This window comes from Delftia sp. 60 (assembly GCF_002754395.1).
Classification (GTDB): Bacteria; Pseudomonadota; Gammaproteobacteria; order Burkholderiales; family Burkholderiaceae_C; genus Comamonas; species Comamonas acidovorans.
In genome coordinates, this window is sequence record NZ_PEFD01000001.1 from 5973920 (window position 1) to 5996903 (window position 22984).

Annotated in this window: 18 protein-coding genes; 7 read left to right on the forward strand and 11 right to left on the reverse strand. The window is 68.1% G+C overall.

Annotation, left to right across the window (positions count from 1 at the left end; all coding sequences use genetic code 11):
• The first annotated feature begins 127 nt into the window (after positions 1-127).
• Entirely contained in the window at positions 128-1546 is a 1419-nt protein-coding gene (locus CLV01_RS26865; RefSeq protein WP_099732815.1) for an RtcB family protein, read from the forward strand.
• Between the two features lie 15 nt (positions 1547-1561).
• Here the strand turns inward: CLV01_RS26865 and CLV01_RS26870 are convergent, their stop codons facing one another.
• Positions 1562-3523, reverse strand: a complete 1962-nt coding sequence (locus CLV01_RS26870; RefSeq protein WP_099732814.1) for a sigma-54-dependent Fis family transcriptional regulator — start codon at positions 3521-3523, stop codon at positions 1562-1564.
• Between the two features lie 322 nt (positions 3524-3845).
• Here CLV01_RS26870 and exaC point away from each other — a divergent pair, with 322 nt between their 5' ends.
• A complete protein-coding gene (gene exaC, locus CLV01_RS26875) occupies positions 3846-5369 on the forward strand; it encodes an acetaldehyde dehydrogenase ExaC (RefSeq protein ID WP_099732813.1) in 1524 nt (507 codons plus the stop codon).
• A 67-nt stretch (positions 5370-5436) separates the two neighbouring features.
• A complete protein-coding gene (locus tag CLV01_RS26880) occupies positions 5437-5811 on the forward strand; it encodes a DUF779 domain-containing protein (RefSeq protein ID WP_034398973.1) in 375 nt (124 codons plus the stop codon).
• Positions 5812-5829: 18 nt separating this feature from the next.
• Here CLV01_RS26880 and CLV01_RS26885 read toward each other — a convergent pair whose 3' ends face one another.
• Positions 5830-6417, reverse strand: coding sequence for a peroxiredoxin (locus CLV01_RS26885; RefSeq protein ID WP_099732812.1), 588 nt, complete (start codon positions 6415-6417; stop codon positions 5830-5832).
• Positions 6418-6540: 123 nt separating this feature from the next.
• Complete coding sequence (locus tag CLV01_RS26890; protein WP_013800686.1) at positions 6541-7008, reverse strand: nuclear transport factor 2 family protein; 468 nt, start codon at positions 7006-7008, stop codon at positions 6541-6543.
• Between the two features lie 85 nt (positions 7009-7093).
• On the opposite strand from CLV01_RS26890, the gene CLV01_RS26895 reads away from it, so the two are divergent.
• Positions 7094-7672: a TetR/AcrR family transcriptional regulator gene (locus CLV01_RS26895; RefSeq protein WP_099732811.1), complete on the forward strand. Its 579-nt coding sequence runs from the start codon at positions 7094-7096 to the stop codon at positions 7670-7672.
• 43 nt (positions 7673-7715) lie between these two features.
• Here the strand turns inward: CLV01_RS26895 and CLV01_RS26900 are convergent, their stop codons facing one another.
• From CLV01_RS26900 to CLV01_RS26920, 5 genes are all read right to left on the reverse strand, one after another.
• The gene (locus CLV01_RS26900) at positions 7716-9710 is read right to left on the reverse strand and encodes an ABC transporter permease (RefSeq protein WP_257221528.1); all 1995 of its coding nucleotides are present in this window, start codon (positions 9708-9710) and stop codon (positions 7716-7718) included.
• Positions 9707-10924 carry an efflux RND transporter periplasmic adaptor subunit gene (locus CLV01_RS26905; protein WP_099732809.1) on the reverse strand — a complete coding sequence of 406 codons (1218 nt, stop codon included), beginning with the start codon at positions 10922-10924 and terminating at the stop codon, positions 9707-9709. Before CLV01_RS26905 ends, CLV01_RS26900 begins: the two co-directional genes overlap by 4 nt.
• 66 nt (positions 10925-10990) lie before the next feature.
• Complete coding sequence (locus CLV01_RS26910) at positions 10991-13396, reverse strand: TonB-dependent siderophore receptor (RefSeq protein WP_257221529.1); 2406 nt, start codon at positions 13394-13396, stop codon at positions 10991-10993.
• A 374-nt stretch (positions 13397-13770) separates the two neighbouring features.
• Entirely contained in the window at positions 13771-14877 is a 1107-nt protein-coding gene (locus CLV01_RS26915; RefSeq protein WP_257221530.1) for a FecR family protein, read from the reverse strand.
• A complete protein-coding gene (locus tag CLV01_RS26920) occupies positions 14841-15518 on the reverse strand; it encodes an RNA polymerase sigma factor (RefSeq protein WP_099732807.1) in 678 nt (225 codons plus the stop codon). The genes CLV01_RS26915 and CLV01_RS26920 overlap by 37 nt, the downstream gene beginning before the upstream one ends.
• Before the next feature lie 552 nt (positions 15519-16070).
• Between CLV01_RS26920 and CLV01_RS26925 the strand changes: the two genes are divergently transcribed.
• Together CLV01_RS26925 and groL are read left to right on the forward strand one after the other, a co-directional pair.
• Positions 16071-16361, forward strand: a complete 291-nt coding sequence (locus CLV01_RS26925) for a co-chaperone GroES (protein ID WP_012207457.1) — start codon at positions 16071-16073, stop codon at positions 16359-16361.
• A 46-nt stretch (positions 16362-16407) separates the two neighbouring features.
• Positions 16408-18051 (forward strand): chaperonin GroEL, encoded by a 1644-nt coding sequence (gene groL, locus CLV01_RS26930; protein ID WP_013800679.1) that lies wholly within the window; start codon positions 16408-16410, stop codon positions 18049-18051.
• 109 nt (positions 18052-18160) lie between these two features.
• On the opposite strand, the gene CLV01_RS26935 is transcribed toward groL, so the two are convergent.
• Both CLV01_RS26935 and hglS read right to left on the reverse strand, forming a co-directional pair.
• Entirely contained in the window at positions 18161-19438 is a 1278-nt protein-coding gene (locus CLV01_RS26935) for an aminotransferase-like domain-containing protein (protein WP_099735047.1), read from the reverse strand.
• Positions 19439-19550: 112 nt separating this feature from the next.
• Positions 19551-20966 carry a 2-oxoadipate dioxygenase/decarboxylase HglS gene (gene hglS / locus CLV01_RS26940; RefSeq protein ID WP_097201377.1) on the reverse strand — a complete coding sequence of 472 codons (1416 nt, stop codon included), beginning with the start codon at positions 20964-20966 and terminating at the stop codon, positions 19551-19553.
• Between the two features lie 166 nt (positions 20967-21132).
• Here hglS and CLV01_RS26945 point away from each other — a divergent pair, with 166 nt between their 5' ends.
• Entirely contained in the window at positions 21133-22053 is a 921-nt protein-coding gene (locus tag CLV01_RS26945; RefSeq protein ID WP_099732806.1) for a LysR family transcriptional regulator, read from the forward strand.
• Here CLV01_RS26945 and CLV01_RS26950 read toward each other — a convergent pair.
• Entirely contained in the window at positions 22028-22984 is a 957-nt protein-coding gene (locus CLV01_RS26950; RefSeq protein WP_099732805.1) for a CobW family GTP-binding protein, read from the reverse strand. The genes CLV01_RS26945 and CLV01_RS26950 overlap by 26 nt on opposite strands.

The following is a 22984-nucleotide window of genomic DNA, read 5'->3' on the forward strand; positions in this document are numbered from 1 at the left end:
CCCTTCTTTCTTGAACGAGCTGCTGCAGGAAAGACGTTTTCCGGGCCTTTGCCGCCCGGGTGTCTTTCATCGTCCGTACACCCATCGGACGCGGCGAGCGCCAACCAGGCCTCGCGGATCTGCAGCCATGAGCACTCCTCAACGACTCCAGCGTGCCTTTGCACGCACGGGCATCTCTCTCGACTATCGCGACGGCATCTACCACGTGCGCGATGGCCAGGCCGAGGCCCACATTCTTCTTCCCGACAGCCTTCCCCTGGAGGACAAGGCCGTGCGCCAGTTGCTGGCCTTTGCGGCCGTGCGCCGGCATGACGGCCAGGGCAGCCACGGCGCCGTCTGCCGCGCCTGCGCCACGCCCGACTTCCATCCGGGCACGGTGGCGCCCGTGGGCAGCGTGGTGGCCACGCCATCGGACTTCGTCATTCCGGCCGCCATCGGCACGGACATCAACTGCAGCGTGCGCCTGCTGACCACGGGCGCCCGGCTGGAACAGCTGGCGCCGCACAAGGGTCGGCTGGTGGAACTGCTGACCGCCAGCCTGCTGGGCAGCGGGCGCGACGTGCCCGTGACCACGGCCGCATTCCGCGCGCTGTTCGACCACGGGCCGGCCGCCTTTGTGGACCGGCTGAGCGGCCAGGGCCTGTGGGGCCATGTCGACAGGGACCGCCTGCACCGCGAGCTGGCCGCCTGCATCGGCCTGGACAGCTTCGCTGGCAGCGCCCGCCACGCGCCCCATGCCTATCTGCAGGAGCGCCATGCCGTGTTCCGCGACCCGTGCCTGGGCACGGTGGGATCGGGCAACCATTTCGTGGAACTGCAGGTGGTCGACGAGGTGCTGGACCGCCACGCGGCCTACCGCGCGGGCCTGCGCGCGGGCGACGTGATGGTGATGATCCACAGCGGCTCGCGCGACCTGGGCTTTTACGTGGGCCAGGCCTGGATGGACCGCGCCCGGGCCGAGTGGCCGCAAGGCGTGAAGCACCCGGCCAGCGGCCTGTACGGCCTGTCGGGTCCGCTGGCCGGCGAGTACCTGCAGGCCATGGGCGTGGCGGCGCGCTATGCCTGGGCCAACCGCGTGGTGCTGGCCGAGCTGGTGCGCAAGGACCTGGAGCAGATCGTGGGCGCAGCGGATTCGCGCCTGGTGGTCGATGTGCCGCACAACGTGGTTCTGCAGCAAGGCGGCATGAACATCCACCGCAAGGGCGCCACGCCGGCCAACGAGGGCGACTTCGCGCTGATCCCGGGGTCCATGGGCGATGCCTCCTACCTGGTCACGGGCCTGGGCGCGGCCGACTGGCTCTGGTCCTGCAGCCATGGCGCGGGGCGGCGCATGCGCCGCCAGGCCGTGCGCGCGCTGCGCCCCGAGGCACGTGCAGGCCATGCGGGCGAGCAGGGCTGGCAATGCGTGACGCTGCGCGAGGAGCGCCGCATCGAGGAGGCCCCGGAGGCTTACAAGCCCATCGGCCCGGTCATCGAGTCGCAGGAGGCCGCCGGCCTGATCCACGCCGCCGTGAAGCTCAGGCCCTGGATCACCTTCAAGGCCTGAGCACCGGCAGGCGCCTCACTGCAGCCGCAAGCCGTCCGCCGCACGGTCCTGGGCCAGCTTGCGGTACAGCGTCTGGCGGCTGATGCCCAGCATGCGCGCGGCCTGGGTGACATTGCCCCGGCAGTTCTCCAGCGCCTGCCGCACGGCCGAGCGCGAGAGTTCATCCAGGCTCTGCGGCGCAGCGTCGAGCCGGGGGCCGCTGCGGGCGGTCTGCACCAGCTCGGCCTGGAAGTCGTCGGGCAGGTGCTGCCATTGCAGGCAGTCCTCATGGGGATCGAGCATGGCGCAGGCCGTTCTCAGCACGCTGGCGCACTGGCGCAGATTGCCGGGCCAGCCATGGCCGGCCAGCTGCGCCAGCAGGGCCGGCGCCATGCGCAGCGGGCGCGCGGGTTCGATGTCGGCCAGCATGCGCGCGGCCAGCGCCTCGAAGTCGCCGCGCTCGCGCAGCGGAGGCAGCTCCACGGCCAGGCCGTTGATGCGGTAGTACAGGTCGGCACGAAAGCGTCCCTGGTCGGCATCCTCGCGCAGCCTGCGGTTGGAGGCGCTGACCAGCGCGAAATCGACCGCAACGGGCGTGCCACCGCCCAGCGGCACCACCTGCCGCTCCTGCAGCACGCGCAGCAGCCGGGTCTGCAGCGACAGCGGCATGTCGCCGATCTCGTCCAGGAACAGGGTGCCGCCGTGCGCCTGGCGCAGCAGGCCCGCCTGTCCTTCGCGCCGCCCGCCCGTGAAGGCGCCCTGGCGGTAGCCGAACAGCTCGGCCTCGATCAGCGACTCGGGCATGGCCGCGCAGTTGATGGCCACGAAGGGGCCGTCGCGGCGTGGCCCGCTGTCGTGGGCCGCGCGCGCAAACCATTCCTTGCCCACGCCGGACTCGCCCTGGATGAGCAGCGCAATCGGCTTGCCCAGCACGCGCCGGGCCTTGTCGGCCGCCGCACGCCAGCGCGCATCGCCCGTGTCCAGCCGCGCCAGCGCATCGCGCGCCGGCTGCTGTGGCGCCTGTTGCTGTTGCTGTTGTTCTGCAACCCGCTCCACGACCGAGGACCGGACCGTGCGCCGGTCCGGCACCAGCTGGCCGAACAGCGCCGTGCCGTCATGGCGCCGCAGCGGCTGGGCCGCATCGGGCTGGCGGTGCTGGCGTGACAGCAGCTCGTCCAGGCCCGCGTCCAGCACCTGCTCCAGCGACACGCTGCCCAGCTGCCCCCGCGACAGGCGCAGCAGGGCCAGCGCGGCGCGGTTGGCGCCCACCAGCCATCCGTCCGCGGAGATCAGCGCAATGCCTTCGGCCACCGTGCCAATGCCTTCGGGCCGCGCGTGCAGGTGCAGGCGGATGTGGCGCTGGCCGTCGCAGGCCATGAGGCGGTTTTCGATCATGCGGGCCGCCGTGCCGACCAGGCCCAGCGTGTGCGGGCTGCCCCGGCCATGTTCGCTGGAGATGTCCAGAATGCCCAGCAGCTGGCCCGTGCCCGACAGGATGGGCGCCGCCGCGCAGGTGAGAAAGCCGTTGCGCTCCAGGAAATGCTCGCCGCCCTGGATTTCGATGGAGTCCATCTCGGCCAGTGCCGTGCCGATGGCATTGGTGCCGCGCTGCGCCTCATGCCAGGACGCACCGCTGGCCAGGGCCACGCGCTCGGCCTTGCCCAGAAAGAAAGGGTCGCCGCAGGTATCCACCAGGGTGCCGCAGGGGCCGGCCAGCACCACCACGCTCTGGCTGCCGCGCACCTGCTCGGACAGGTATTCCATGACGGGCCGTGAATGCGCCAGCAGCGCATGGTGGCGGCTGCGCAGCACGCCCAGCGCATGCTGCTCCAGGTTGTCGGCGGCGCCCAGCCGTCCTGTGGGACGCAGTCCCTGCTCGATGCAGCGCTGCCACGAGCGCGCCAGGCGCTCGTCCACCAGGCCGCTGGGGCACAGGCCTGACTCCATCAGGCTGTGACGGGCCTGGCGCAAGGCCACAAGGGAGGCTCTCGATTGCATGCTGTCTCCTGCTCGGGCGTCATTGCGCCGCGTTGCAGACCAGTATGCGGGGCCGGCGGGCACCGGGCAAGCCAAGTGGCAGGCCAGGCGCCCGACTGTTCCATTTCTGGACAGTTGTCCTGTTGCGCAACGTCACAGCACAGGGCGAACACGCACGGGAATACCCGCAGCAGCCACGTCCCGCATGCCTTTGCGGGCACCTGCCCTGCGGCCTGCGGGCTGGCACGGCTTTTGAATCATGTCTGCCGTCCGGCCATGGCCGGATATGCCGATCCACACCCGATCACAACAGACCCATAAGCATCCTCAGGAGACAAGCAGCATGACCATCTACGCAGCACCCGGCGCCGCTGGCGCCAAGATCGCCTACAAGGCCCGCTACGACAACTTCATCGGCGGCAGGTTCGTACCTCCGATCAAGGAGCAGTACTTCGACGTGGTCACCCCCATCAGCGGCAAGGTCTACACCCGCGCCGCGCGCTCCACGGCCGAGGACATCGAACTGGCGCTGGACGCCGCCCATGCCGCCAGCGACGCCTGGGGCCGCACCAGCGCGGCCGAGCGTGCGAATGTCCTGCTGAAGATCGCCGACCGCATCGAGGCCAACCTGGAGCTGCTCGCCTATGCCGAGACCGTGGACAACGGCAAGGCCATCCGCGAGACGCTGAATGCCGACATCCCGCTGACCGTGGACCATTTCCGCTATTTCGCGGGCTGCGTGCGCGCCCAGGAAGGCGCGCTCAGCCATATCGACGAGACCACGGTGGCCTATCACATCCAGGAGCCGCTGGGCGTGGTGGGCCAGATCATTCCCTGGAACTTCCCCATCCTCATGGCGGCCTGGAAGCTGGCGCCCGCGCTGGGCGCGGGCAACTGCGTGGTGCTCAAGCCGGCCGAGTCCACGCCCATCAGCATCCTGATCCTGGCCGAGCTCATTGCCGACCTGCTGCCGCCCGGCGTGCTCAACATCGTCAACGGCTTCGGCCGCGAGGCCGGCATGCCGCTGGCCACCAGCAAGCGCATCGCCAAGATCGCCTTCACGGGCTCCACCTCCACGGGCCGCGTGATTGCCCAGGCCGCGGCCAACAACCTGATCCCGGCCACGCTGGAGCTGGGCGGCAAGTCGCCCAACATCTTCTTCGCCGATGTGATGGACAAGGACGATGCCTTCCTCGACAAGGCCGTCGAAGGGCTGGTGCTGTTCGCCTTCAACCAGGGCGAGGTCTGCACCTGCCCCAGCCGCGCGCTGATCCACGAAAGCATCTACGACCGCTTCATGGAGCGCGTGCTCCAGCGCGTGGCCGCCATCCGGCATGCCAACCCGCTGGACACCGACAGCATGATGGGCGCGCAGGCGTCCAAGGAGCAGCTCACCAAGATCCTGTCGTACCTGGACCTGGGCAAGCAGGAGGGCGCCGAGGTGCTGGCCGGCGGCGGCCAGGCCCATCTGGGCGGCGACCTGGAAGGCGGCTACTACGTGCAGCCCACGCTGTTCAAGGGCCACAACAAGATGCGCATCTTCCAGGAGGAAATCTTCGGCCCCGTGCTGGCCGTGACCACCTTCAAGGACGAGGCCGAGGCCCTGGCCATCGCCAACGACACGCTCTACGGCCTGGGCGCGGGCGTGTGGAGCCGCAACGGCAACGTGGCCTACCGCATGGGCCGCGCCATCAAGGCCGGGCGCGTGTGGACCAACTGTTACCACGCCTACCCGGCGCACGCGGCCTTCGGCGGCTACAAGGAATCGGGCATCGGCCGCGAAACCCACAAGATGATGCTGGACCACTACCAGCAGACCAAGAACCTGCTGGTCAGCTACAGCGAGAACAAGCTGGGCTTCTTCTGAAGTTCTTCCCAGGTGAATGCGGCCGGCGGCGCACAGCGCGGCCGGCCGCCCAGGAAAGGACCAACCCATGGTTGACAAAGTGACTGCCACCGACGCCGCCCTGGCGCTGATCGCCGACCTGCAGGCGCAGCACGGGCCGGTGTTCTTCCACCAGTCCGGGGGCTGCTGCGACAACAGCGCCGCCAACTGCTACCTGCCCGGCGAGCTGACGATAGGCGCCCAGGACGTGCTGCTGGGCCAGGTGGGCGGCGCGCCCTTCTACATCGGCAAGTCGCAGTATGAATACTGGAAGCACACCCAGCTCATCCTCGACGTGATCGAGGGCCAGGGCGGCACCTTCTCGCTGGAGGGCAGCACGGGCAAGGCCTTCCACACACGCTCCAGGCTGTTCACGGACGAGGAATACGCCGAGATCCTGGCCAGCGAGGGCAACGGCCCCTGACAGGGGCCGCGCGGCGGGCTACTTTCCGGTCAGCCGCTTGACCGCGGCCTCGGTCTGGCGCACATGCTCGTCCGGGTCCGAGCCGATGTGCACGAAGCGGACCTTGCCGTCCTGCCCGATCACGTAGGAGATGCGGTCGGCGCGCTGGGGGTCGGCGGCGGCCGAGGCGTCGTAGGCGCGGATGGTCTGCGCCTGCGGGTCCGATGCCACGGCGAACTGGTCGCGGCAGGCCTCGGTGGAAAAGCGCTTGAGCGTATCGATGTCGTCATGCGACATGCCCACCACCGTGGCGCCCATGGCCGCGAAACGCGGCGTGGCCTCGGCAAAGGCGTGGGCTTCCATGGTGCAGCCCTGCGTGAAGGCCTTGGGGAAGAAATACAGCACCACCGGCCCCTTCTTGAGCGTGGCGGCCATGTCGAAATCGAAGGCCTTGCCCGCCACCGCTGCCGGCGTGGTGAAGCGCGGCGCGCTGTCGCCCACCTTGAGCGCGGCCTGGGCCAGCGGCGACAGCAGCAGCGCCGCCAGCAGGGGAGCGGCTACGCGCGCGCAGCGGTGGCCCAGGGATGCGCGTGGGTGGATGGAATCGCCGCAGCGGATATCGGACATGCATGGCCTCCTGAGCCTGGAACGGGATGCCCCATTGTGGCCAATCGGCCCGGGCCCCTGGCGCATTTGCCGTGGATCAGTGCAGGGATTCGACACCTGGGGCGTGGCCCGAGGCCTTGCTGCCTACAGGCCCAGGTCGGACAGCCCGGGGTGGTCATCGGGGCGACGCCCCAGCGGCCAGTGGAACTTGCGCTCCGACTCCTGGATGGGCATGTCGTTGATGCATGCGAAGCGCCGGCGCATGAGACCGTCGGCCTCGAACTCCCAGTTCTCGTTGCCGTACGACCGGAACCAGTTCCCGGCGTCGTCGTGCCACTCATAGGCATAGCGGACTGCGATCCGGTTTTCTCCGTACAGCCAAAGCTCCTTGATCAGCCGGTAGTCCAGCTCCTTCTTCCACTTCCTCTCAAGAAGGGCCTGGGCCTCGGCGCGGCTGTTGGCGAACTCCGCCCGGTTGCGCCATTTTGTGTCGAGGGTATAGGCCATCGCGACCTTGGCCGCATCGCGTGTGTTCCACCCATCCTCGGCCAGACGGACCTTTTGAACGGCGCTTGCGAGCGAGAACGGGGGCAGGGGTGGGCGAGTTTCCATGATGTGACCTTTTGAAGAGATGTAGAACGATCTGTCTACATGCATCACTCTAACGGAGGTGGAACGATCTGTCTACAATGTCTTCATGAAAACTTCCGAGCCATCCTTCGAGTCATTGCCACCCCGCGAGCGCATCCTGGTGGCAGCCCATGGCCTCTTCTACGCAGAGGGCATCCGGGCCACGGGCGTGGACCGGATCATTGAGCGGTCGTCGGTCAGCAAAGTCACCTTCTACCGCCAGTACGCCAGCAAGGACGACCTGATCCGGGCGTACCTCGACTACCGCCATGAACGGTGGATTTCCTGGTTCCAGGCCAGCCTGGCGCAGGCGACCGCCGGGGGCTCGTCAGCGTTGGATGCCCTGTCCGCCACCCTCAGGAGCTGGTTCGGCCAGCCCGACTTTCGGGGCTGCGCCTTTCTCAATGCCGCTGCCGAACTGGGCTCGTCCGACCCTGAGATCCTGGCGACGGTCCGGCGGCACAAGCAGGAAATGTCGTCCGTGCTGGATCGCCTGTTCGATGGCCATCCCGTGTCCGTGGGCGCTGCGCTCACCCTGGTGGCGGACGGCGCCATCGTCCATGCGCAGATGGGTCAGCCGATCGATGAAGTCATGGACAACTTCAAGGCAGCGGCCGAGGGGGTTGTGAGCCGCCCCGGGTCTTGAGGAGGCTCAGGCATCCGTTGCGCAAGTTCCGCACCGGGCCCCGTTACTCCCCTGCCAGCGCAACGACAGGATCGAGCCTTGCCGCCTGTCGGGCCGGCATGAAGCCGAACACCAGGCCCGTCGCCACCGCACAGCCGAAGGCCAGCAGCATGGCTCTCGCCGAGAAGACCAGTTCGCTGCCCCAGACGATGAGACCCGCCCCGATGGCCACCCCCGCCACAACGCCGGCGGTTGCGCCGACCATGGTCACCAGCACGGCCTCGGTGAGGAACTGTCGCTGGATGTCCCTTTGGCGCGCCCCGGTGGCCATGCGGATGCCAATCTCGCGCGTGCGCTCCTTCACCGCCATGAGCATGACGTTCATCACGCCGATGCCGCCCACCAGCAGGGACACGGCGGCGATCAGGCTGAGCATGGTCGTCATCGAATCCTGGGCCTGTGCCTGCGCCTGCAAACGCGCGGCCGCATTGGCGACGAAGAAATCCTCGCGCCCGTGGCGCAAGCGCAGCAACGCCTCGATGGCCGCCTGCGCCGGCAGCACGCTCGACGAATCCCGCGCCTGGACCACCGTGTAGTGCGGATCGAAGCTGCGACCGTTCGGAAAAACGCGCAGGATGCCCGAGCGGTAGGGCACCACCACCAGGTCGTCTTGCGAACTGCCGCCATCGCCGGCGCCCTTGGCCGCCATGACGCCGACCACCTGGAACGGTGTATTGCCGATGAGAAGTTGCCTGCCCAGCGGCGATTCATCTTCGAAGAACCGCTCGCGCACCTTCTGCCCGATCACGACCACCGGCGCCAGCTGTTCGTCCTCCGCCTCGGTAAAGAACCGGCCTTCTGCCACCGGCCAGTGATGGATGGACGGCCATGCATGGGTGGCCGCGATGGTGTCCGCCTGCCAGGCCAAGTTGCCATGTCGCAGCATGGCCGGGTCGCGCGCCACGGGCATGGCGTGCGCCACTTCCGGCAGCTTCTCCATCTCTTCGAGGTCGGCCAGGGTCGTCACGCCCTGCGGACCACCCTGCGGTGGCGGGCGGTTGTTGATGTACATGACGGTCGAGCCCATCGCGCCCAATCGCGCGACCACATCCTCGCGCGCTCCCATGCCCACGGCCAGCATCACGATGACCGAGGCCACGCCGATGACGATGCCCAGCAAGGTCAGTGCGGTGCGCGAGCGGTGAATGCGCATGGAGCGCCAGGCCGATCGCAGCGCCTCGCGCAGGTCAGACAGCAGCGGCGTGCCCGGCTCCAGCCGCGCCCTTGCCGCGCCGGGCGCGGGGATGGCGGCGAGCGCGAGGTCTGACGGGGCCTGGCCTATCGCGGCGCGGCCTGACGCGGCGCGGCCTTCCCGGACATCGCCGACGATGCGCCCGTCGCGGATCTCCACGACGCGCCGGGCCTGTGCCGCCACCTCGCGGTCGTGGGTGATCAGGATGATGGTGTGGCCGGCATCCGCCAGCTCGTGCAGCAGCGCCATGACCTCGGCGCCGCTTTGGCTGTCCAGCGCGCCCGTGGGCTCGTCGGCCAGGATGATGCGCCCGCCATTCATCAGCGCCCGGGCGATGGAGACGCGCTGCTGCTGTCCTCCGGACAGCTGGTTGGGTCGCAGGCGCAGCTTGCCGGCAAGCCCCAGGCGTCCCAGCAGCGCGCCTGCACGTTCTGCGCGCTCGGCCCCGGTCTTGCCGGCGTAGATCGCAGGCATCTCCACGTTCTCCTGCGCGGAGTCGGTGGCGATCAGGTGGTAGCCCTGGAACACGAAGCCGAAGGCCTCGCGTCTAAGCCAGGCCAGCTCGTCGGCAACCAGGTCGGCCACGTCACGGCCGTTGAAGCGGTACGTGCCTTGACTCGGCCGGTCCAGGCAGCCCAGCAGGTTCATCAGCGTGGACTTGCCCGAGCCGGACTGGCCGACGATGGCGACGAATTCCCCGGCATGGATGGCCAGGTCGATGCCGTGCAGCACCTCCACCACGGGGCGCCCCGTGGTGGCGCCGCCATAGCGCTTGCGGATGCCCCGCAGTTCGATCAGCGGGGTCACCACCGCAATCTCCTGGGGCCTGCGGCCGGGGCCGTCTCACCGGTGATGATCCGGTCCCCTTCGGCCAGCCCCTCCAGCACCTCCGCCTGAAGGCGGTCCTTCACGCCCAGACGCACGCGGCGGACTTCCACGACCTGGTCGGGTGACCGCTCGGCAAGCAGGCGGACCTCGTGCGTCTTGTCGGTGTGCAGGTCGCTGGCGGTCTTGAAGGCGGCCAGCGGAGCGACAAGCACCCCCTGGGCAGCCGCAGCCACCACGGTAGCTTGGGCCGTCATCTGCGGCATCAGGGCGCCGTCGGGATTGTCCACGTCGAACAGCACGGTGTACTGCACGGCCTTCATGGCGGGCGCCGCAGCAGCGCCGCTGCCACCGGCGGCACCGGCACCGGATTGCACGGGCGGGGCCGGCAGCACCTGCCGCACCTTGCCGCTCCATCGGCGCCTGTCCCCTCCGAGCGTGGTGAAGTAGGCAGCCTGGCCCACCTTGACATGGCGGATATCGGCCTCGGACACCTCGGTCCACACCGTCATCCGCGAGAGGTCGGCAATGCGCAGCACCGCGGGCGTCTGGTAGGTGGCGTTCAGCGTCTGGCCTTCCTTGACGTCGATGCCTGTCACCACGCCTTCAATGGGTGCGTAGATGCGCGTGTAGCCCAGCCGCGCCTCGTCGGCGCGCAGACTGGCCGCCGTCTGCCGAATCGTGGCCTCGTACTGCCCCACCTTGGCCCGCGCCGAGCGCCGCATGGCGGCGGCCGTCTGCACGTCCTCCAGACGGGTGGCCCCATCACGCGCCATCTGCTGCTGGCGGCTGTACTGCTGGCCGGCCAGCTCCGCCTGGGCCTGTGCATCGTCCAGCTGGGCACGCAGGCTGGCAATACGGGCCTGTCCGGCCTCCACGGTGGCCGCCAGCACGCTGGCGTCGATCTCGGCCAGCAACTGGCCCTTGCGGACCGTATCGCCCGGCTGCACGTGGATATGGGTGATCTGGCCTGATACCTGGGCGCCCACGTCCACCGAACGCACGGGTTGCAAGGTGCCGATGGCCGCAACGCTCGATTCGATGTCGCCGCGGCCGACCGTGGCCGTCTGCCATCGCGGCGATGAATCCGGTCGCAGCAGGAGCCAACCCGCGGCAGCGGCCACCGGAATCAGGATCGCCAGGGCGAGCCTGCCCGCGCCGGGCCGCCACCGGCGCTGCGTGGAGTGCGGCGGCATCACCGGGCAGCCTCGCAACTCGATGTGGCGTTACGGCGCATGTCGTCGTGCTTTCCGTCCCGCCGGTCAGTAGTCATAGCGCAGGGTCACCGCGAAGCTGCGCGGCGTGCCGGCGAAGACGCCACCGTAGTTGTTGTTGGTCGGGATGGTCTGGTAGTAGTGCTTGTCCAGTGCGTTGCGAACGTTGACCTGCAGCCGCAGGCGGCTGGTGAACTGGTAACCCGCATGCAGGTTCAGCAGCGTGTAGCCGCCCTGCTGGATGCGAAACCCGGCACCGTCGTGCGACATGGCGCTCTGTGCCTGCACGCTGCCGCCCACACGCCAACGTCCACCGGGCAGGCGGTAGTCGGTGGACAGCTTGAAGACCTTGCGCGGCAAGGTGGTGTTGTAGTGCTTGCCCGCATTGGGGCCGGCCACGTACTTCGGGTCGCTGAAGGTGAAGCCGGCGGCAACGTTCCAGCCTGGTGCGGGCGAGCCCGTGACCTCCAGGTCGATGCCACGGTTGCGTACCTTGGCGCCCTCTGTGTAGCAGCGGGCGCCGCCACTGAGCCCGCAGGTCGAGGCCATGCTCAGGGCCACCGGCAGGTTCAACTGGTCGGTCTGGAACACGGCCAGCGCAGTCTGCAGGCGGCCGTCGAAGAACTGGCTCTTCACTCCGGCTTCGTAGTTCTTGCCCTTCACCGGGTCGAGCAGGCCGCTCGGGCTGTAGTACTGCTGGATCGAATAGATGTCGGTGTAGCTGGCGTAGAGCGCATGCGCAGAGCTCAGGTCATGGACCACGCCCGCATACGGAATGAACTGCCGGCCGGAGTCGAACGATGCGGTGGTGTACGGGCTGCGGGAGGAATAGTCCGACCAGCTCAACCGGCTGCCGACGATGAAGCTCAGCGCCTCTGTGGCGCGCAGACGGGTGGCGATGGAAGCGCCCTTCTCGTTGCGCTCCAGCGCATAGACGGAGGGCGTGCTGCTGAAGCCCGGCGCCCGGATCGAGGAGAAGTCGAAGCCGGTGACGTCTATCGTCTGCGAGCCCCGGGGCGCGTAGATGTCGTAGTCGAAGTTGTCCCTGCGCGTGCTCAGGCCCAGCATGAGCTGGTGCTGGCGGCCGAACAGGGTGTAGGGGCCTGTGGCATGCAGGTCGAAGGCGAACTGCTTGTCGGTGTACTCCGCGTCCACCCAGGTCAGGGCATGGCTGCCGCCCGAGATCCGTGCGGGGTAATTGGCAACGAAGCTGGCCTTGGAACGCACCGCGTTGAAGGCGGCGGCCAGGTTCCAGCCGTTGCCCAGGCGGTGCTTCACGTCGCCGAAGACGGTGTAGTTGTCCCGGTTCAGGTGCGCGTCGGGACCTGCTTGCGAGGCCGAGCGGTCCAGGGGGTAGAACGAGCCATCTTCCCGCGTGTTGAAGCCGCCCCAGTCATAGCCCTGGTGGTTGTCGCGCTGCGCGCTGAAGCCGAGGCTGGCCGTCGTGGCGGCGCCCAGGTCGGTCTCCACGATGGCGTAGAGCATCCGGTTGTCGGCCTCGGCGCCCTGCCTGAAGCTGTTGGACTGGTTGTTGAGCAGCACGGCGCGGCCGCGCACGGTGCCTTGGGCATTGAGCGGGCCGGATACGTCGAACTGCGCCCGGTAGTCCGCCCAGGAGCCGGCGCCGACCTCGGCACTCATCTGGAACTCGCGCGTCGGCCGCTTGCGCACCAGGTTGATGACGGCCGACGGGTTGCCCGAGCCCTGGAGCAGGCCGTTGGCGCCGCGCACCACCTCCACCCGGTCGTAGATCGCCATGTTGTTGAGCGACATGGCGTCGGCCGAAAAGCTCTCGGCCATGCTGGTGGACAGGCCATCGATCTGCAGGTCCGTGACCTGGAAGCCCCTGGAATAGAAGTACGAGCGCTCGGTGCCCAGCTGGCTGTAGGTGACACCCACAAGGGCATCGGTCACGTCGTCGAGTGACTGCATGTTGGCATCGCGCATCTGCTGCTGCGTCACCACGCTGACCGATTGCGGCGTCTCGCGGATGGACAGGTCCAGTTTGGTGGCAGTGCGCACCCGGTCCGCGGTGTAGGAGCCGGTGCCTTCGGTCGCTCCATTGGCATCGGCTTGCGCCGTCACCGTCACTTCCGCCAAAGTCACCTTGGAAGCCGCAGCCGCTGCTGTCTGGATGGTGAAGGTGCCGGGCTGCGTGCTGACGGCGGCCAAGCCCGTTCCAGCCAGCAGTCTTGCCAAGGCTTCGCGTGCACTGAGATTGCCGCTGACTGCTGCGCCTTGGCGCCCTTCGACCAGCCCGTCATCAAAGAGCACCTGCGCTTGCGTCTGGCGGCCAAATGCCTTGAGGGCTTCGAGCAGGGGCTGGGCCGCAATGTGAAAGGGCTGGCGGGTTTCCATGGAGGCGGCGGGCTGGGCCAGCGCCTCGCCGGGGCTGACGGCCATCACGGCTACCGCTGCCGACATGAGCACCGCCACCAGGCTGGGCCGCAGCACAGGGCCGCACTCCTGTGTGCGGACAGACCGCGCACGGTGCGCGGCCAGCTTCCCATTGTTGTTCTCGAAACGTTCCCTCGACTGACCTTGGTACATGACCTGTAGCTCCTGGATTCCTTGTGCGTACGACGACGGCAGGCCCAGGGCAGGAAGGCGGGTTCGCCCGCTTGCCAGATCAGGCGGGGGCGTAAAAGACAGCCAACTGCGCGGGGATGCCGCTTGCTTGCGGCCGTTGGCTGGGAATCAATCAGAAAGCGGTGATTGCTCATTTCCGTGGCTGGCAGCCCCGGGGCGCAGAAATTCCTCGCCCCTACCCATGAAGAAGCAGGAAAAGGCAAAACCAGAGAACCCGGCAAAATGAAACAATTTGTATCTCAACGAGAACCGATCAGCCAGCCACCCTCGGCGCGCCGCTGCACGCGCACGCTGGCTACGCTGGGCAGGGCCAGGAGGAAGCGTTCCGGCTCCTCCAGCGCAAGCAGGCCCGAAACAGTCACGGCCTGGAGCGCAGGGCTCTCTATCTCCACCGGCTGGCCGAGGTAGCGCGACAGTTCATCCGCCACATGCCGAAGCGGGGCGCGCTTGAAGTAGATCTGCCCGGTCCGCCATTGCGCAACGTCTTGCGTTGCCACTGAAAGGCTGCGGCGGCGCCCGCTTGCGGGATCGATGGCCACACCCGCGCCCGGGCCCATGGCGAGCACAGGGGCTTCGGGATGGGTCTTTGAGCGCACCTCGACGCGCCCTTCCTGCACCTGCACCACGAATTCCGGCGGGGCTGCCCGCACATTGAATGCGGTGCCGACGACGCGCACCTGGCTGCCGCCGCTGTCCACGGTGAAGGGCTTGTCGGCATCCGCCGCGACCTGGAAGAAGGCCTCGCCCTGGTCGAGTACGGTTTCGCGCCGGCGGGGGTAGTAGCGCACCTGAAGGCGGCTGTTGGCATTGAGCGCCACCTGCGATCCATCGGGCAGGTCGATGCGGCGAAGTTCACCCGGAGCGGTGGCGATATCGACCGCATAGCTGGCGGTGTTGTCCCAGCGGTGCCAGCCGTACCCGGCAACAACCACGGCGAACAGTGCTGCGGCGAAGGCCGATGCCATGGCGGGTCTGCGCGGCCGGTCCGCGGCCCCTGCAGCACTGCGTGGCTGCGGCGCCGGCCTGCCGGCGCGCGGCGCTTCGCGGGCGGCAGCCGCTGGCGGATTGCGCCCGTAGACGGCCGGGAACATGGCCTTGAGCTGCTCCGCTTCACGCCAGGCGCGGCCGACACCGTCCATGGCCTCGCGATGGGCCGGGTCCTGCGCCAGCCACTCGTCGAGAGCGCGCTCGTCCGCGCCCGACCAGCCGGGCTGCTGGCGACGCACATACCACTCGCCCGCGCGATGGTTGAGCCCAAGCACCTGCTCGGGCGGGAGGTCCTGCAACCGGGAATGGCCTGGCTCTGCGCTCATGCTCTTTTGCCCTGCGCCGGTGGGGCGGCGCATTCGTCGTCGTTGTCTTCTTCGGCATCCAGTGTGCCCTGCAGGGCCTGCAGGCGCCTCATCTGAGTGGCACTTGCGAACAAGATGCGCGTCTCGCAATAGCCGACGGCCCGGCCCAGGTGCTTCACCACCATCCGTGTACTGATCCCCATGCAATCGGCGGTTTCCTCAACGGTGCGCCCCTCGATCCGTTGAAGAATGAAGGCTTCGCGCTGCCGTGGCGGCAGTTCCTGGATCGCCTCGTGCAGCCGCGTCAGCCGCTGGCGGCTCTCGGCTTGACGCTCGGTGTCTCCGAAGCCCTCGGCAGAGATGGCAAGCAGCTCTTGCTGGCAGTCGTCATACGGAACACTCTGGAGCCCGTGCGCCTCCGGGCCCTTTTCCCAGTCTCGCGCCGCCACGCTGCGCACGGTCTGCCGCAGATAGGGCTGCTCCTGCCCGGGCTCGAGATTCCTGCCCGTGGCGGCCACCCGCGCGAACACTTCCTGCGCCGCGTCCTCGACCGCTGCAGTGGTTCGAAAGTGTCGGCGCAACATGCGCATCACAGGCGTGCGCCAACGCGTATAGAGCGCAACCAGGGGAGCCTCTGGAGTCTGGCGCCCAGGTATCGGCTCACCCCGCGCTGCGGAGACCGGATCGCGTTTCATCCCCTAGCCTTTGCGCACGGGAGGAATGCAGCAGCCGACCGTGAACCCGCAAGGGCACTGCATTCGTCAGTGATGAAAGTCTGGAGGTGAGGCACAACGCGCAGATGGGCAACCGATCCGTGGCGCCGGGGACCCCCACGCATCGGATGGACAACGACGGGGAGGGGCGCCCTGGCCATGTGCGCAGATCGCATGGATGAATGAGATTCATTCACATTCTAGCGCCTGGACGTCCTGCAATCAGGACTCTGGCCCCCAGCAGCGCGCCGCAGGAACTCCATCGGCGCGGGCTCCGCAGATGCCACGTCTTGCCATAGTGCTGGCCGAGCGATGAGCCAACACCCACCGGGAATCCGTGGCGCAAAAGCATGTGAGGCGTCGTTACACACTGCGGCACATCGACCCTACCCCTTGAATCCTGGCCGAATTGCCTTATTATTAGCACTCGTTGGGTATGAGTGCTAACAGTCCTCTGTCCCACATTGCTTCGAATGCCGGCCCGCCGGGCCGGCAAGTCTTTGTTTCAACTTTGTTGATGATTTAGGAGTTGGTATGAACCTGCGTCCCCTGCACGATCGCGTGATCGTGAAGCGCCTCGAGAACGAAACCAAGACGGCTTCGGGCATCGTGATCCCCGAGAATGCCGCCGAGAAGCCCGACCAGGGCGAAGTGCTGGCAGTGGGCCCCGGCAAGAAGAACGACAAGGGCGAAGTGATCGCTCTGAACGTGAAGGTCGGCGACCGCGTTCTGTTCGGCAAGTACAGCGGCCAGACCGTCAAGGTCCATGGCGACGAACTGCTGGTGATGAAGGAAGACGACCTGTTCGCAGTCGTCGAAAAGTAATCCGCGCTTCGAAACCGCACTTTCCAACTGAATCCGGAGAATTGAAATGGCAGCAAAAGACGTAGTTTTCGGCGGCGAAGCACGCGCCCGCATGGTTGAAGGCGTGAACATCCTGGCCAACGCGGTCAAGGTCACCCTGGGCCCCAAGGGCCGCAACGTGGTGCTGGAGCGCTCCTTCGGCGCCCCCACCGTGACCAAGGACGGTGTCTCGGTCGCCAAGGAAATCGAACTCAAGGACAAGCTGCAGAACATGGGCGCCCAGCTCGTGAAGGAAGTGGCCTCCAAGACCAACGACATCGCCGGTGACGGCACGACCACCGCCACCGTGCTGGCACAGGCCATCGTCCGCGAAGGCACCAAGTACGTGGCCGCCGGCCTGAACCCCATGGACCTCAAGCGCGGCATCGACAAGGCTGTCGCCGCCCTGGTGGAAGAGCTGAAGAAGCAATCCAAGGCCACCACCACCTCCAAGGAAATCGCCCAGGTCGGCTCGATCTCCGCCAACTCCGACGAATCCGTGGGCAGCATCATTGCCGAAGCCATGGACAAGGTCGGCAAGGAAGGCGTGATCACCGTTGAAGAAGGCAAGTCGCTGGCCAACGAACTCGACGTCGTCGAGGGCATGCAGTTCGACCGCGGCTACCTGTCGCCCTACTTCATCAACAACCCTGAAAAGCAGGTTGCCCTGCTGGACAACCCCTTCGTGCTGCTGTTCGACAAGAAGATCAGCAACATCCGTGACCTGCTGCCCACGCTGGAAGCCGTGGCCAAGGCCGGCCGTCCCCTGCTGATCATTGCAGAAGACGTCGAAGGCGAAGCCCTGGCAACGCTGGTGGTCAACACCATCCGCGGCATCCTGAAGGTTGTGGCTGTCAAGGCTCCTGGCTTCGGCGACCGCCGCAAGGCCATGCTGGAAGACATCGCCATCCTGACGGGCGGCAAGGTCATCGCTGAAGAAGTGGGCCTGGCGCTGGACAAGGTGACCCTGGAAGACCTGGGCCAGGCAGTGCGCATCGAAATCGGCAAGGAAAACACCACCATCATCGACGGTGCTGGCCAAGCTGCTGAAATCGAAGCCCGCGTCAAGCAGATCCGCATCCAGATCGAAGAAGCCACCAGCGACTACGACCGCGAAAAGCTGCAAGAGCGCGTGGCCAAGCTGGCTGGCGGCGTTGCCGTGATCAAGGTTGGCGCTGCCACCGAAGTCGAGATGAAGGAAAAGAAGGCCCGCGTTGAAGACGCCCTGCACGCTACCCGCGCTGCTGTGGAAGAAGGCATCGTGGCCGGCGGCGGCGTGGCTCTGCTGCGTGCCAAGCAAGCCGTGGGCGACCTGAAGACCGGCGATGCCGAGCAAGACGCCGGCATCAAGCTGATCATGAAGGCCATCGAAGCGCCCCTGCGCGAAATCGTGGCCAACGCCGGTGGCGAGCCCTCGGTGGTGGTCAACGCCGTGCTGAACGGCTCGGGCAACTACGGCTTCAACGCTGCCAACGACACCTACGGCGACATGCTGGAAATGGGTATCCTGGACCCGACCAAGGTGACGCGTACGGCCCTGCAGAACGCCGCTTCCGTGGCATCGCTGCTGCTGACGACCGAAGCCATGATCGCCGAGTCTCCCAAGGCTGAAGGCGGCCCTGCCATGCCCGACATGGGCGGCATGGGTGGCATGGGCGGCATGGGCATGTAATTGCCCGCCGCAACCGGGCAGGCCTTGCGCCATACCCGGTTTGCCCAGCAAGACAAAGGCCGCCCTCGGGCGGCCTTTGTCATTGCATGAACGCTTTTGCCGATGTCTTTCAGGACACGGCCTGGCCCCAGGCCCGGCCCAGGCGCGCCACGGCCTCGGTGATCTGGGGCACGGTGGGCGCCGCATACGACAGGCGCATGCAAAGGCCGGCCTTGTCTGCCGCATCGGCCGGGAAGAAGGCCTTGCCCGGCACATAGAGCACGCCCTGCTCCACCGCTGCCGTGAACAGCGCACGGGCCAGGGCCTGGGAATCACCCGCAAGCCGCTGCGGCGGCAGCAGCTGGGCCCAGACGAACATGCCCCCCGCAGGCCGCACGAAGCGGATCTGATCGCCCAGCGCCGACTGCATGCCGGAGCACAGCGCATCCATGCGCGCCGCGTACTCGGCGCAGGCCTGGGCCAGCTGAGGCGCATAGCGGCCCGAGCGCAGATAGTGCGCGGCGATCATCTGCGCCAGCGGCGAGGTGCACAGATCGGCCGTCTGCTTGGCGATGGTGCAGCGGCGCAGCAATTGGGCGTCGGCCAGCATCCAGCCGATGCGCAGCGCAGGCGCCACGGTCTTGGACAGGCTGGACAGGTAGACCACGGGATTGGCCTGGGCGCCGCACAGCGCCAGGCCCGTTTCGTAGATCGACGGCTCGCGCTGGCCGGTAAAGCGCAGCTCGCCATAGGGATCGTCCTCGACGATGACAAAGCCATGCTGGCGCGCCAGCTCCACCAGGGCCGTGCGCCGCGCCGCGGGCAGCAGGGTGCCGCCCGGGTTGGAGAAGTTGGGCACGGTGTAGAGCAGCTTGGGGGCACGCGCATGGGGCCACTGCGCCAGCAGGCGGGCCAGGGCCTCGGTGTCCAGGCCCTGCTCGTCCGTGGGCACGGCAACGACCTGTGCCTGGGCCAGCTTCAGGGTCTGCAGCGTGGCCGGGTAGGCGGGCACTTCGACCAGCACCGGATCGCCAGGCTCCACCAGCACCTTGACCAGCAGGTCGAAGGCCTGCTGCGAGCCCGTGGTCACGATCATGTCGGCCGGCGTGCAGGCAATGCCGCGCGTGGCGCACAGCGCGGCCAGGGCTTCGCGCAGCGGCAGCTGGCCTTCGCTGGCGCCGTACTGCAGGCTGGCGGCGGCATCCTGCTGCAGTGCGGCCATGGCGGCCTGCTGCAAACCTTCGGCATCGAACAGGCTGGGCGATGGATAGCCTCCGGCCAGCGAGAGCATGCCGGGACGGCTCAGGTACGGAAACAGCTCGCGGATCGGCGAGCCTTCGGGCTGTGCGAACAGCGGGTTGAACAGATGGGCGGTGGGCGACGACGCGCCCTGGTCTGCGGTGCTCATGAAGGCCTCCGGCAAATGGCAAAAAAAAAAGGGGCGCACGCGCAGGCCTGGCGCCTGTGCATGCGCCCCGGGGAAGGGGATCAACGGTGGCGGGCTCAGCCCGGGTCGGCGCTTATGCGGCGACCTTGGTGGCCTGGCCGCGCAGCGCGCTGCGCAGCTGGTCGATGGATCGCTGCTGGGCCTGCTCGTACAGCGCGATCTCGTCATGCACGCGGGCACCCAGGTCGGCCTCGAAGGCCTGCTGGGCCGCATGGGCCGCGTACTGCTTTTGCTCTTCGCCGCCCAGGTTGGACTGGAAGATGCCGGCCGCGCTCACGGGCAGGAAGTCTTCGTAGACGATGGGCTCGGCCTGGGCCAGGCCGCGGGCGATCAGGGCGTCCAGGTCCGAGGCGGCGGCCGCTGCGGCCTCGCCTGCGGCCAGGGCGGCTCCCTCGTCGCTCAGCGTGAAGCGGTAGAAGGCCAGGTCTTGCCGGCGCAGCTGCTCATGGGTGTCGGGGAAAGCCTCGAAGACCTGGGCCAGGCGGCTGCCGTAGTCGGGCGCGGCACTGCCTGCGCTGCCCATGTCGCGCACCTGGGCCAGCAGTTGGTCATAGAGCGCGCGGCCCTTGCGCGTGAGCGCCACGCCGCGCTGCTCGATCTCGCCGAAGCGCGCCGTGTGCGAGCCCGCGCCCGTGGCATCGCCCGCAAAACGCACGGTCTCCTTGAGCGCCTTGAAGCTGGTCTGGCGCAGCAGGATGGGGCAGGCGCGGCGCGGCGGGCCTTCGACTACGTCCTTGGCGTCCATGCCGCGCTCGGGCATGGCGGCCTGGGCGGCATCGATGTCCAGGGTGCGCGGCGTCAGGTGGTTGATGTGCGGGCCCTTGAAGCAGACCACGTCGGCGATCAGGCGGTGGGCCTTGTGCAGCGCGTCGTAGGTGGTGCCGTCCACGGTGGATTCGCTGTGCCAGCGGAAGGTCTCCAGTGCTTCGCGCACGAATGCGTCGGCATCGGCGTCGGCCAGGCCGCCATGGGCTTCGGCCTGGGCGATCAGCGCCAGCGCGCGTTCGGTGAAGATGCTGCGTTGCGCCAGGATGGCGCCCGCCTGGGCCCGCAGCGCCTCGTCGGCAATCAGGTCCAGGCGCAGCAGCGAGGTGAAGACGCGGAAAGGGTTGGCCAGCAGCGCCGCATCGCCAACGGGGCGGAAGGCCGTGGAGTGCACGGGCACGCCGGCCACCGACAGGTCGTAGTAGCCCACGGGCTCCATGCCCATGATGGCGAACAGGCGGCGCAGCATGGACAGCTCGGCGGCCGTGCCCACGCGGATGGCGCCGTGGCGCTCCACGCCCAGGCGGGCCAGCTCGCCACTGCGCTGCATCCGGGCCAGCAGCGCGGGCTCGGCCTGCAGCGTGCGCTGGTTGATGTCGGCCACGAGTTCGATCAGCGTGCCGTACTGGGGCACTTCATCGCGGTACATCTCGGACATGGCGCTGGAAAACCGTGCGCGGATCTCGTCGGAGGGCACGAAGGTGTGGGCAGGCGTAGAGGACATGGTGCTCGTGGGGACTGAAGTTGGAGCCACAGGGCAGCCCTGCGGCAGAGTGGATTCCTGGCACGCATGCTAGGTCTGCGCCTTGAGCCTGGTCAAACGATAATCAGGCCCATAGGTCATTCCCAAACAGAATGCCCCTCCCACGATTGCCCCACCGCCCTCTGCCATGCTGCTGTCCCGCCGTTTCCTGCCCCCCATGTCCCTGCTGTGCGCCTTCGAGGCGGCGGCCCGGCACCAGAGCTTCACGGCAGCTGCGGCCGAGCTGCACCTGACGCAAAGCGCCGTCAGCCGCCAGATCCGCGCGCTGGAGGAGCGGCTGGAGGCGGAGCTCTTTGTGCGCGAGCGCCAGACCGTGCGGCTCAGTCCGGCCGGCCAGGCCTATGCCCAGGAGATACGCGGCGCGCTGATGCGCATCTCCACCGCCACGCTGGGCTTTCGGGCCAACCCGCGCGGCGGCAGCCTGAACCTGGCCATCCTGCCCACCTTCGGCACGCGCTGGCTGGCGCCGCGCCTGCCGCAGTTCTTCAGCGCCCACCCGGGCATCACCATCAACCTGACGACGCGGCTGTCCCAATTCGACTTCCAGCTCGAAGCCGTGGACGCCGCCATCCATTTCGGCCTGCCGCACTGGCCGGGCGCCGAGCTGGCCTTTCTGATGAGCGAGACCGTGGTGCCTGCCTGCAGCCCCGCCCTGCTGGCCCAGCATGGCTTTGCCCAGCCCCAGGACCTGCTGCAGGCGCCGCTGCTGCACCTGGCATCGCGCCCCGATGCCTGGCAGCGCTGGCTGTCCGTGCACCATGCACCCATGGCCGAGGGCCAGGGCATGCTGTTCGACCAGTTCGCCACCGCCGCCCAGGCCGCCATCGCCGGCGTGGGCGTGGCCTTGCTGCCACGCTTTCTGATCGAGCGGGAACTGGCCCAGGGCGATCTGGTGCGTGCCCTGCCCCATCTGCCCGAGATGGAAAGCGCCGAGCGCTACTACCTGGCCTGGCCCACGAGCCGCGGCAACTACCCGCCGCTGCAAAGCCTGCGCGAGTGGCTGCAGCAGGCAGCCCAGGATTTCATGCAGGACGGCCCGCAGCCCTGACGCCCGCAGCGCCTGCCACCAGCGCCTGCAGCGCGGCCACCGGCAACTGCCCGGCCAGGCCGATGGCCACGATGGCGGGCACCTGCTGCTGCACGGGCGCTGATGCGGCGCGCAGCCGGCCGCTGCGCCCGGCAAACTGAAGCTCGCTCCACTGGCCCGCCCCGGTCTGCACCACGCCCTTGAGCCGCAGCACGCCAGCCGGCATGGCCTGCAGCCACGCCTGCAGTGCCGTCTCGCACAGCGTCCCGGGCGGCTGGCAGGACCAGGTCTCGAACTGCCGGCCATGCATGGGGCGCGCAGTGCTGGCACCCCATGAGACCTCCCGCACGCCACGCAGCAGGGCTGCGCCGCTGAGCAGCTCCACGGGCACCCGGGCTTCGCGTACATCGCAGCGTTGCGCGGCTGGCGCGTGGCTGGCTATCCAGCCGTGCACGCGCTCCAGGGTCCGGGCATCGGCCAGATCGGTCTTGTTGACGATGACCAGATCGGCCCGGGCCACCTGGCGCTGCAGCGTGTCGGCCAGCAGCGGGTCGGCCGCCTGCCCGGGCAGGGCAGCGGCATCGACGACCACGATGACGCCGTCCAGCGCCAGTGCGGGATCGGCCAAGCCCAATTGGGCAATGCGCCAGGGGTCGGAGACGCCGCTGGCCTCGACCACCACGGCGTCGAAGCGATCGCGCTGCTGCAGCACGCCGATCAGGGCCATGGACAGGTCATCGCCGATCTGGCAGCACACGCAGCCATTGGTCAGCGCGATGGTGTCGCCGCTGTGGGCCTTGATCAGGCCTGCATCGATGTTGAGCGCACCGAAGTCGTTGACCAGCACGGCCAGCCGCTGGCCATCCGCATGGCGCAGCCAGTGGTTGAGCAGCGTGGTCTTGCCGGCGCCCAGGAAACCGCCGATGACCGTGAACGGCAGCCGCTGTCCCAT

Excerpts from the sequence above, each read along its gene's own strand:
- hglS (WP_097201377.1), bottom strand. The coding sequence starts at position 20,966 with ATGTCCTCTACGCCTGCCCACACCTTCGTGCCCTCCGACGAGATCCGC.
- CLV01_RS26885 (WP_099732812.1), bottom strand. The coding sequence starts at position 6,417 with ATGTCCGATATCCGCTGCGGCGATTCCATCCACCCACGCGCATCCCTG.
- CLV01_RS26925 (WP_012207457.1), top strand. The coding sequence starts at position 16,071 with ATGAACCTGCGTCCCCTGCACGATCGCGTGATCGTGAAGCGCCTCGAG.
- groL (WP_013800679.1), top strand. The coding sequence starts at position 16,408 with ATGGCAGCAAAAGACGTAGTTTTCGGCGGCGAAGCACGCGCCCGCATG.
- exaC (WP_099732813.1), top strand. The coding sequence starts at position 3,846 with ATGACCATCTACGCAGCACCCGGCGCCGCTGGCGCCAAGATCGCCTAC.
- CLV01_RS26880 (WP_034398973.1), top strand. The coding sequence starts at position 5,437 with ATGGTTGACAAAGTGACTGCCACCGACGCCGCCCTGGCGCTGATCGCC.
- CLV01_RS26905 (WP_099732809.1), bottom strand. The coding sequence starts at position 10,924 with ATGCCGCCGCACTCCACGCAGCGCCGGTGGCGGCCCGGCGCGGGCAGG.
- CLV01_RS26920 (WP_099732807.1), bottom strand. The coding sequence starts at position 15,518 with ATGAAACGCGATCCGGTCTCCGCAGCGCGGGGTGAGCCGATACCTGGG.
- CLV01_RS26950 (WP_099732805.1), bottom strand. The coding sequence starts at position 22,984 with ATGGGACAGCGGCTGCCGTTCACGGTCATCGGCGGTTTCCTGGGCGCC.
- CLV01_RS26865 (WP_099732815.1), top strand. The coding sequence starts at position 128 with ATGAGCACTCCTCAACGACTCCAGCGTGCCTTTGCACGCACGGGCATC.
- CLV01_RS26935 (WP_099735047.1), bottom strand. The coding sequence starts at position 19,438 with ATGAGCACCGCAGACCAGGGCGCGTCGTCGCCCACCGCCCATCTGTTC.
- CLV01_RS26945 (WP_099732806.1), top strand. The coding sequence starts at position 21,133 with ATGCTGCTGTCCCGCCGTTTCCTGCCCCCCATGTCCCTGCTGTGCGCC.
- CLV01_RS26890 (WP_013800686.1), bottom strand. The coding sequence starts at position 7,008 with ATGGAAACTCGCCCACCCCTGCCCCCGTTCTCGCTCGCAAGCGCCGTT.
- CLV01_RS26915 (WP_257221530.1), bottom strand. The coding sequence starts at position 14,877 with ATGCGCCGCCCCACCGGCGCAGGGCAAAAGAGCATGAGCGCAGAGCCA.
- CLV01_RS26895 (WP_099732811.1), top strand. The coding sequence starts at position 7,094 with ATGAAAACTTCCGAGCCATCCTTCGAGTCATTGCCACCCCGCGAGCGC.
- CLV01_RS26870 (WP_099732814.1), bottom strand. The coding sequence starts at position 3,523 with ATGCAATCGAGAGCCTCCCTTGTGGCCTTGCGCCAGGCCCGTCACAGC.